Source organism: Brevibacillus sp. SKDU10, from assembly GCF_001645205.1.
GTDB lineage: Bacteria > Bacillota > Bacilli > Brevibacillales > Brevibacillaceae > Brevibacillus_B > Brevibacillus_B halotolerans.
Genome location: NZ_LSSO01000205.1, coordinates 1 through 10,299, shown reverse-complemented (window position 1 = coordinate 10,299; position 10,299 = coordinate 1). Strand labels below are relative to the sequence as shown.

The 10,299-nt window shown below is 39.3% G+C and carries 7 protein-coding genes and 1 other annotated feature; of the genes, 5 read left to right on the top strand and 2 right to left on the bottom strand.

All coding sequences use genetic code 11. The annotated features are described in order from the left end of the window. Window positions 1–122: 122 nt before the first annotated feature. Entirely contained in the window at window positions 123–695 is a 573-nt protein-coding gene (locus tag AYJ08_RS21040) for a TetR/AcrR family transcriptional regulator (protein WP_064019341.1), read from the top strand. Window positions 696–760: 65 nt separating this feature from the next. Continuing rightward, a complete protein-coding gene (locus tag AYJ08_RS21035) occupies window positions 761–3,457 on the top strand; it encodes a cytochrome P450 (RefSeq protein WP_064019340.1) in 2,697 nt (898 codons plus the stop codon). A gap of 271 nt (window positions 3,458–3,728) precedes the next feature. On the opposite strand, the gene AYJ08_RS21030 is transcribed toward AYJ08_RS21035, so the two are convergent. After that, a complete protein-coding gene (locus AYJ08_RS21030; RefSeq protein ID WP_064019339.1) occupies window positions 3,729–4,406 on the bottom strand; it encodes a TetR/AcrR family transcriptional regulator in 678 nt (225 codons plus the stop codon). A 175-nt stretch (window positions 4,407–4,581) separates the two neighbouring features. Here AYJ08_RS21030 and AYJ08_RS21025 point away from each other — a divergent pair, with 175 nt between their 5' ends. Both AYJ08_RS21025 and brnQ read left to right on the top strand, forming a co-directional pair. Then, entirely contained in the window at window positions 4,582–5,598 is a 1,017-nt protein-coding gene (locus AYJ08_RS21025; protein WP_064019338.1) for an NADP-dependent oxidoreductase, read from the top strand. A gap of 281 nt (window positions 5,599–5,879) precedes the next feature. Further along, window positions 5,880–6,132: a binding site (T-box leader), on the top strand. A 378-nt stretch (window positions 6,133–6,510) separates the two neighbouring features. Beyond that, the gene (gene brnQ, locus AYJ08_RS21020) at window positions 6,511–7,890 is read left to right on the top strand and encodes a branched-chain amino acid transport system II carrier protein (protein ID WP_064019337.1); all 1,380 of its coding nucleotides are present in this window, start codon (window positions 6,511–6,513) and stop codon (window positions 7,888–7,890) included. Between the two features lie 607 nt (window positions 7,891–8,497). Here brnQ and AYJ08_RS21015 read toward each other — a convergent pair. Continuing rightward, window positions 8,498–9,094, bottom strand: coding sequence for an MntP/YtaF family protein (locus tag AYJ08_RS21015; protein ID WP_064019336.1), 597 nt, complete (start codon window positions 9,092–9,094; stop codon window positions 8,498–8,500). Window positions 9,095–9,283: 189 nt separating this feature from the next. Between AYJ08_RS21015 and AYJ08_RS21010 the strand changes: the two genes are divergently transcribed. Next, complete coding sequence (locus tag AYJ08_RS21010) at window positions 9,284–9,952, top strand: DUF1232 domain-containing protein (RefSeq protein WP_064019335.1); 669 nt, start codon at window positions 9,284–9,286, stop codon at window positions 9,950–9,952. Window positions 9,953–10,299: the final 347 nt, after the last annotated feature.

Below are 10,299 nucleotides of genomic sequence, written 5' to 3'. Positions count from 1 at the left end.
GATGGTATTTATTTTTTATCAGAAAAGTTGAATTTATATAATAATTGGTGTATTATTCTATCAACTGATAGTTTTATCTATCAAAAAAATGAACTGATCAAAGAGAAAGAGGGGCCTACAAGATGAAAAATGCCAGATCAGCGACAAAGGAGGCTAGGCTTAATGCCATTTTGGATGCGGCTACAGAATTACTAGTCGAAAAGCCAACTGCATCTTTGAATGAAATTGCCGAATACGCCGGTATCGGCATTGCGACCCTGCACAGATACATCGAAAATAGGGATCAATTGATACTGCAACTAGGATTAAGATCTTCTCAGGTGTTCAGAGAGACGATAAACCAAATTCCGTTAGACGAGGAAAACATCGAATCCTATATTTCGCAATTGATTGAGGCGTTAATTCCACTCGGGGATAAGATTTATTTTCTAGCTCATGAATCTACGCTGTATTACAGTCAAGAAATGATTGAAGCTGAGGAGGAGGTAAAGGAACCTGTTCGACACTCAATTCAGGTATTGCAACGCAAAGGTTACCTCCGTGCAGATATGAACAGCGAATGGATTTTGAATGTCCTGTACTCACTTCTCTTTATGACATGGCAGCAGGTTCAAGAAGGTCATATTGCGAAAAGATCGGCTGCGTCGCTTCTTTTAGACACACTTTATCATGGTTTTAAACAAGAAAAATCATAAGCAGATTTGATGATGCGTAGCAGGGCAACCACTCTTTCGCGAATTAATCTGAAAGGATGTTTGTGATGAAAGAAGTAGGATATATTCCGCAACCCAAAACGTATGGTCCGCTTGGCAATTACCCCTTAATAGACAAAGATACACCGACACTTTCACTCTGTAAACTTGCAGAAGAGTTCGGTCCAATCTACCGATTAACCCTTCCTGGAAATTCAAGCTTGGTCATTTCTGGTCATAAACTAGCGGCTGAGGTTTGTGACGAGTCGCGTTTCTTCAAAAACATTACAGGTGATTTGGAAAATGTCCGTGCTTTTGGTGGAGATGGTTTATTTACGAGCAGGATTGAGGAGCCTAATTGGCAAAAGGCACATAATATCCTCCTACCTACTTTCAGTCAACACGCAATGAAAGGATACCATACTATGATGGTGGACATTGCCTTGCAGTTGATTCAAAAATGGGCACGTCTTAATCCTAATGAAAGTATAGATGTTCCTGGCGATATGACTCGACTTACATTGGATACGATTGGGTTATGCGGCTTTAATTATCGCTTTAATAGTTTTTATAGAGAAACACACAGCCCTTTTATCAACAGTATGGTTCGCGCACTTCAAGAAGCGATGCATCAGAGCGGGAGATTGAAAATTCAAAATATGCTAATGATGGGAACCAGACGTCAGTTTACCCAAGATATTGATACGATGTTTTCATTAGTAGACCAAATCATCGAGGAACGAAAGGCGAATGGCGATCAGGGTGAAATCGATTTGCTCTCCCGCATGCTTAACGGGAAGGACCCGCAAACTGGAGAGAGGCTGGATGACGAAAATATCCGGTATCAAATCATCACATTTTTAATAGCAGGACATGAAACAACAAGCGGCTTATTATCATTTGCTCTCTATTTTTTGCTGAAAAACCCTGAGGTGCGAGAAAAAGCGTACCAGGAAGTGGATCGGGTATTAACCGGTGTATCTCCTTCGTATCAGCAGGTTCTGCAACTCACATATGTTCGGATGATTCTACAGGAATCCTTACGTTTATGGCCAACAGCCCCGGGATTTGAACTTACCGCTCGAGAAGATACAATCATTGGAGGGAAGTATGCCATAAAAAAAGGCGAAGTTGTTGCATTACTCTTACCCCAGCTTCATCGAGATAAAGATGCTTGGGGAGATGATGCTGATGAATTTCGCCCCGAGCGATTTGAGGACCCTGATAAAGTCCCCCATCATGCCTATAAACCTTTTGGAAATGGTCAACGAGCCTGCATTGGGATGCAATTTGCACTGCATGAAGCCACTTTAGTTCTAAGTATGATTCTCCAGAACTTTGAATTAATTGATCATACGAACTATCAGTTAAGCATTCAACAAACATTAACGATAAAACCAGAAGAATTTTACATACGTGTCAAACAGCGAAAGAAACGAAAGCTAGACCAATCTACCCAAGATCCGGAAGTAGGAGCTGTAAACATACTAGGGGGAGATAGTCGATGGGATCAGATGAAAACATCCATAGCCAGGGTCAACCATGCATCTTTACTGATACTTTATGGGTCAAATTTAGGTACAGCAGAGCGTACCGCACGAGAGCTTTCTAATATTGCAGGTTCGCTCGGTATTAGTAGTGAGATGGCACCGCTTGATGATTGGCTAGGGAAGTTACCGAAAGAAGGAGTCGTACTGATCGTTACTGCTTCTTATAATGGAAAGCCTCCCAATAATGCTCGCAAATTCGTGCAATGGCTGGAAGGAGTAGAGGCAGGTGCGCTTCAAGGAGTTACGTATGCGGTTTTCGGATGTGGAGACCGCAATTGGGCAAATACCTATCAAGACGTCCCAAGATTTATTGATGAGCAGCTTGCTTTAAAAGGAGCGAAAAGGCTTTCGCTGCGAGGGGAAGCTGACACTAGCGGAGACTTCGAAAAACAACTGGAAGACTGGCAGAAGCGTATGTGGCTTGACGTCATGGAGACTTTTATTTTACAGAAAAACCTTGAGGAAAAAGATCACGGAACCCTTACGATTCAATTTATGAATGACTTGTCAGATGTACCGCTCGCTCTCAAGTACAATGCTGTCTATGCCTATATAAAAGAAAACCGTGAACTTGAGAGTGCTAATTGTGGGCGAAGCATCCGGCAAGTAGAAATCACACTGCCAGATGGCCTTAGCTATCAGGAGGGTGATCACATCGGAGTATTACCGAAAAATAGGAAGGAGCATGTCGAACGAATTTTAAGACGCTTTGGCTTGAACGGGAACGATCACTTGATTTTGAGGGCAGATGGACGTAACATAGCTCATCTTCCGCTGGATCGACCAGTACGACTTGATGATTTGCTGAGTCAAAATGTAGATCTGCAAGCAACCGTGACTCATGCACAGCTACATGAGCTTGCAGCTTACACGGTTTGTCCTCCACATAAACGTGAATTAGAGGCTTTGTTAGATGAGGCTACCTATGAACAGCAGGTAGAGAGGAAGGGTATGTCGATGCTAGAACTGCTTGAAAAATATGAAGCCTGCGAGATGCCCTTCGAAAGGTTTATCGAGCTGTTGCCCCCGCTTCAGCCGAAATATTATACGATATCTAGTTCTCCAGAAAACAGTCCCCATCAGGCTAGTATTATGCTAGGAGCTGATTCTATAGAAAGTGAATGCGGATTACATCTGGGACTGCTCGATCATTACTTAGCTGATTGCCGCCCAGAAGAGAAAATTATGATGTTCATCAGTACACCAGAATCTTGATATTCAACTTCTGAAACATTCAAGAACACCGGCTATTACGGTCTGAAAAGAAGTGCAAGCTTTCAACTGGGTTATCCCATTCCCATAAGCAAAAGGTTTACATGCAAAAAACCAGTCCAACACGTTACCATTGTGCTTTTGACTGGTTTTTTGTCTATGCCAGAGGTAGGATTTGACTACTTTTTGGAAAGACCAACGAATATCCTATATGGAATAGGGACAGTTGAGCTACAGTTAATCTGATTAATTTAGCTTGAACGCTTTAGATGAACTACTCTGTCCATGTAATTTTTTGAATACATTGCCCAACCTGCATTGGAATGAATGAATCATCTACGTCAGGAATAAGCTCGGGTTTGACCAGTTGATGCTTTTTCATCTGATAGTAATCAAATAAGGCTTGTTCTAAAGTCATGTGATTTTGCATCAAAAAAACAGGACTAAGTAAACTTGGCAGGAGTAGCTCGTCCTGAGCAATTAATAAAGAAGGATTAACGGAAAGGAACACACCTTCTCTATGACCAGCTTCATAAAATGCTTTGATATGATCGTTACGAGCTTTTTGCGCCTCAACAATTCGCTGGTATAAATGAGGATACATGCTTTTTAGTTCCTGTAATAATAAATCTGATAAAAAAATAGCCAGAACCACCGAGTTTTCAAAAACCTTTTGGAAGCGGCGTATGAAAGAAGCAGATTCGTTATCAGATAACTCATGAAGGTTCTCAAGGATATAGTCAACGTACACTTCTACTGTCGCTTCTAAGATTTCTGTTCGGGAAGAAAAATATTTATACATCGTGGCTTTGCTTATATCCATATATTTTGCTATATCTTCCATTTTCAAAGAGCTGATCCCTTGCTTTTTAAGAAAGGGAAGTAGACGAATAATCAATTCTTTTTTCGTCTCTTGCTCATTTTTACGTGATCTGCCTCGAGTGTTTGTCACTTTAATGCCTCCCAATCTAAAACATCAAACTACATTATAACGCAAAGTTGGATAATAAACATATAACTGCTATTTAACTAAACGAATTATACGAAAAAAGTTTAATTAATTTATTTCGTATGGTAATATAGGAGTGCAAAGATAACGTTATACTAAAAAGTAGGGAGGATTACTAATGAAAGAAGCAGTTAATAATCAGATTTTACTTTCTAGTCGGCCAGTTGGCGTTCCAACAAGAGATAATTTCACCTTCATCAAATCCTCTATTCCTGAAGTCAATGACAATCAGCTATTAATACGTACTCTGTACCTATCTGTTGATCCTTATATGAGGGGGAGAATGAATGATCAAAAATCTTATATACCCCCATTTCAGCTAAATGAAGTGATAATCGGTGGAGTAATTGGAGAAGTAATAGAAACGAAGTCCTCAGAATTTCAAGTCGGGGATGTTGTCCTTGGTCTATTAGGTTGGCAAAATTACTCCGTGGTTGATGCTGGAGAAGTACAAAAAATCGATACAAATATAGCACCAATTACAACCGCATTGGGTGTACTTGGAATGCCTGGAATGACCGCTTATTTCGGTTTATTGGATATAGGTCAACCACAGGCAGGGGAAACCGTTGTTGTTTCAGGGGCTGCAGGAGCGGTGGGAATGCTTGTCGGGCAAATAGCAAAAATCAAAGGGGCACGTGTTGTAGGGATTGCTGGCTCTGATGAAAAAGTTCAGTATGTAACAGAAGAGCTCGGATTTGATGCAGCAATTAATTATAAAAAAACACCAAATATGCAACTAGCATTAGAAAAAGCTTGCCCAAACGGGGTAGACGTTTATTTTGATAATGTGGGTGGTCCGATATCAGATGCCGTTCTGAGCTTGATTAATCAGGGAGCGCGAATTCCTCTCTGCGGTCAGATCTCTCTCTACAATTCAGAGAAGCAGGATATTGGGCCTAGGGTTCAGGTGCAGCTCCTCAAGAAAACGGCTACTATGAAAGGCTTTTTGGTGACTCAATATACAGATCGTTATCATGAGGGAATGACACAGATGGCCCAGTGGATCAAGGAAGGAAAAATTACGTATTCCGAGAATATTATAGAAGGTTTGGAGAATGTACCGGAAGCTTTCCTTGGGCTATTTACCGGAGAGAACACTGGAAAGCAATTGGTAAAGGTTTCTGATTGTTAAAAAAGTAATATTCGAATCAAAGCTTATATCTGTCATAAAAAACCAGACTTTCAATAGAAGGTCTGGTTTTTTAGTCAGTAATCTGGAAACGAAAAATGGCCTTTATTCTACCTTGTATAAGATGCAAACAAGCCTCTCAGAGGAGCATGAGCTTAAAGCATCTCCTGTTTAATCAATTTTTCTCTCCTAGCAAAAATAACAACGTACCGCTTGACAGTAGCAAAAAGCTGACTATAATTAATAAAAAGAAACTATGTTTCCTGCTTGTTAACATTTACATATGAAAAGCATTGAGAAGGATAGTAGATAATCAAGTGTGTGATTAGAGAGCTGCCCCTTGGCTGGAAGGGTGGTGACGGACTGATTATTGAATGTCACCTTTGAGCTTTACTCGCCAAAGATTGAGTAAGATCGAGTAGTGAGTAACGGTTGGTCTCGTTAATAGACCCGAGTCATGATAATTGACTTACAGAGCTTGTTTTTGTGAAAAAGCAAGAAAGCTGAGTGGTACCGTGTAAAATATACACCTCAGAATGAGATGATAGATGTCATTTCGTTCTGAGGTTTTTTATTTTTTATAAATGATGTAAAATTTCATATTTTCATTACTTGCAATGAATAGGAGTAGTAGAAAGAAGCTCTAGATGTACAGAAATCCGTTCCACGGCTGAGAGAACGGTCACTATCTTTTTCCGAAGTCGCCTATGAGCAGTGTATGTGAAAAGCAAATGCTCAAGTAATATACACCGAATGATCCACGTTATAGGATGAAAGTCTATGACTTCATAATGTCTAATTCTCGTGAGTGAATTAGAGAAAACTGGGTGGTACCGCGAACCTCTCGCCTCAGTCATCATTTTTACGATGATAAGGCGAGAGGTTTTATTTTTTGGATATAAAGGAGAAGAAAAAATGAAACAGCTATCATGGAAGGAACAGTTGTATATTGGACTTATGTTATTCGCCTTATTTTTTGGAGCAGGTAATCTAGTATTTCCCCCTGCACTTGGCTTTTCGGCAGGAGAAAATATATGGCAGGCCATGCTTGGCTTTCTCATTACTGCTGTTGGCCTACCTATCTTAGGGGTAACTGCGATTGCGAAAAGTGGGGGCTTAGATGTCTTAACCAATCGGGTGCATCCGATTTTTGCTATCGTATTTACCTTGACGACTTACTTATGCTTGGGGCCCTTTTTAGTTATACCGCGTGCAGGTAACGTTGCATTTGAAATGGGTGTTGTTCCCTTTTTACCTGATTTTTTACGTGCTAATTCATTGACATTAACAGTGTATACAGTTATTTATTTTGCCATTAATTTTTGGCTCTGTCTCAATCCTTCTAAGATGTTTGCACGTATTGGAAAAATTTTAACCCCTATTTTACTTAGCATGATTACCATTATTTTTATACAAAGCCAGTTTTATCCGATTGGTGATTTTGGGAAACCAGTTGAAGCGTACCAACAGTCCGCTACCTTCAAAGGCTTTATGGAAGGTTATATGACAATGGATACATTAGCTGCATTACTATTTGGAGGAGTAATCGTTGCAGCCTTTGAAAGAAAAAATATCTCTAATAAAAAACAAATTACCCGCCTTACGATGAGAACAGGGGTATTTGCTGGATTCCTACTAGCTCTAATCTATCTTATGCTGGGGTATTTAGGGGCGGTTAGCCAAAGCTTATTGCCTTCTTATCAAAATGGAGGAGAGATTTTGACGGCTGTTTCCACCAATTTATTTGGACAATACGGAACGATCTTGCTAGGAACAGTATTTACTCTTGCTTGTATTACTACATCGGTTGGCCTGATAACCTCCTGCGGACAGTATTTCGCAAAGCTTATGCCACGTTTTTCTTATACGGTGTGGACGGGAATCGTATGCTTTACGAGTATGATTATTGCTAATTTGGGACTTAATCAAATTATTGTTTTTTCAGTACCCATTCTGTTAGTGATTTACCCATTAACAATTGTTTTAATCATTTTATCCTTTGGACATTCCCTTTTTAAAGGATATAAGTCAGTTTATAAAATGAGCTTGCTGGGAACGGCTATGATTAGTTTAGGAGACGCCTTACAGCAAAGTAAATTCGTAGATGTTTCGTTCATTACAGACGTATATCGTTACCTTCCGTTGTATGAGCAAGGAATAGGATGGGTACTACCAGCCTTAGTTGGAGCATGCATTGGCTTTTTATGGGGGAAAGGAAAAGAAAATCAGTTACAGCTAGGGAAAAAAGAGAATACATCCCATACTTCCTTTTCACAAATAGAGGAAGGCCAGTAAATAGATAAGGCGTTGCTGAATAAATCGCCCTATATCATCTGGTACCATATCGATCTTTATTTGATATGTGTACCCAGTGGAACAATCATTAGCAAACAGTCGATCTCACGAGCATGAGGGTGGGAACGGCTGTTTTTACTTGGCATTCTTATCGTAATGTTACATTAACTTTGTGATTGCTGTGAAAAGTCTGGGGCATTTCACTAGCATAAACACTTTGACTACCAAGAAGAGCTAGCTACTTGAAGATAGAACGAGACGTTCTGCAAGAAAAAAGGAAGGCTTTGCGATCATTGATAGCAAATAAAAACCCTTAGGAAAAATTATCCTGAGGGTTTTTTAAATCCTTTCAAGTCCTGATCCGTATGCATATCTTTGGCCATAAATACTATTCTTATCAAAGCTGGCATGAAAAATCAGTTCAGGACGACTTCTTTTATCTACAGTATCTTCCAAAAGACCTCTTCTCCTCATATTATATTTCGATTTTTGTCATTTACAGCAATCCCATTTTTACATCCGTTTGTTTGGCAATAGACCGTTTCCTTGATTTAATAGGGGAAGCCGGTCTATTTACGTGTGGGGGATGAAAGGACAGACGTCTCAATTACAGAAACATTTCAAGCACGCATAATATGATGATTATGCCGCTGATAAGGGTCCCAAATTTACCGAGATGCAAGGAGCAAATTTTAATCTTTCTAACTTTTTCTCCAAAGGCTAGACTCATCCACAGAGTGAAAAAGCTGGAAAGAGAGACTGTGAAAGTGATCGTAATGGCTGGGAGTTTATGAAAAAAAGCACGTACTTTGTTTGATAAGGTATGAATCGAAAAAGCAAGTAGCAGAATCGTTGCTTCTCCTATTTTTAGTGGAGCAGATTTATGACAATAGGAGCATTCAGCAGTGCTTAGACTGTGCGTAAGCTGTTTGGAAAAAATGTTTTCAAGAACGACCACATTTTTTCGATCGATCGCTAATAAAATAATTTGACTAACAATTACACTTACTAAGAAGCCAACTGCGAGAAGTGAAATCCACTGACCAAAATAAATGCTGCCTAGGCTAACGAGTAAATATATCAGAGGGATCCATATCGCAGTTACGTTCGAATTATGAAGTTCTCTTAAGCTATGAGCTAAGGTAACACCTAATTGATCCAGACTTGATGATGAGGCAAGACCAACTAATAACAATGCATTCATTGAAATACACTCCTTTTTTATAATGAACTTAGTTAACTTTTCTACGTGAAAGCTATCTATATCATGAAAAAGCTTTTTCTTACTTGTATGTTACGAAAACGTTTAGAAAATGTGCGTATTGCCTGTGCCCAATGTTTACTTTATCTAAACAGGTTTGCATTCATAAATGTAAATGGGGGAGGATGGGGAATGGGAAACCAGTCAAAAGAGACAGAATTAGGAATTCTCATTAAGAAATTACTTCATGAACGATCGATGTCCATGCGCAAACTAAGCAGGCAGTGTAGAATCAATGTGGCAACCATTTCCCGAATTATAAATGGGAAACAAGCTGCTCGCCCAAGGCATTTGGAGCAAATCAGTAAGTGTCTTGATGTATCAATGGACCGTTTATATGTAGCGGCTGGATATCCTTTAACAATCTCTAGAGAGCCTCTGCCATCTGATATTCATACCTCCATTGACCACATCCAAAAGGTTCTTGAATCATCAGGTTTATTCGACTGGAAATATACAACGAAGCAGGTACAACAAGAATTAGAAAAATATGAAAAGCATGCACAAACGAATGAAGGAAGCAGAATCATTAAAGAAGAGTTTCAAGAGAAAGTGGAGAATGTGAATGGAGAAGGGCCGTTTATTGAGCAATTAAAAGAAATGTATGTACGATTTTGCCATGAGGAGATTCAACCACTAGAGAAGGCTGTGATTGGTAGTGCGCTGCTATATTTTATTTTGTCAGTTGACATCATTCCTGATTATGTTTTTCCCATTGGATATCTGGATGATGCAATTGCGGTTCAACTGACATTGCAAAAGCTAGAGATGCTAGAAGAGCAGAAGAGGAATGGAGGATAGGGAATAAAACTTTTCAACTGATTAATAACAGGCGGCTTGTTCAGTTATAAACGTAAGAGTTTTTCTTGATCAGGAACAAGTGTTTGTATTATGGTGATTAGAAAATAGAAGGTACATATAAATGAAATAGATAGAATCTGATGGCTAATAAAAAGCATCAAGAACAAATTGTTCTATGTACTAATTGTACATAAAAGGAAAAAATATACAATAACTTCTTTTCTTTCCCCCTTTGAGCTAAAGGAATAAGTATTTTCGTTTAAACTGATAAGTTGTGAGCTAAAAGGGGAAAGGGAGATATTACAAACCACCATGTTTTTAAGATCTATATGTACAATTAGTACATA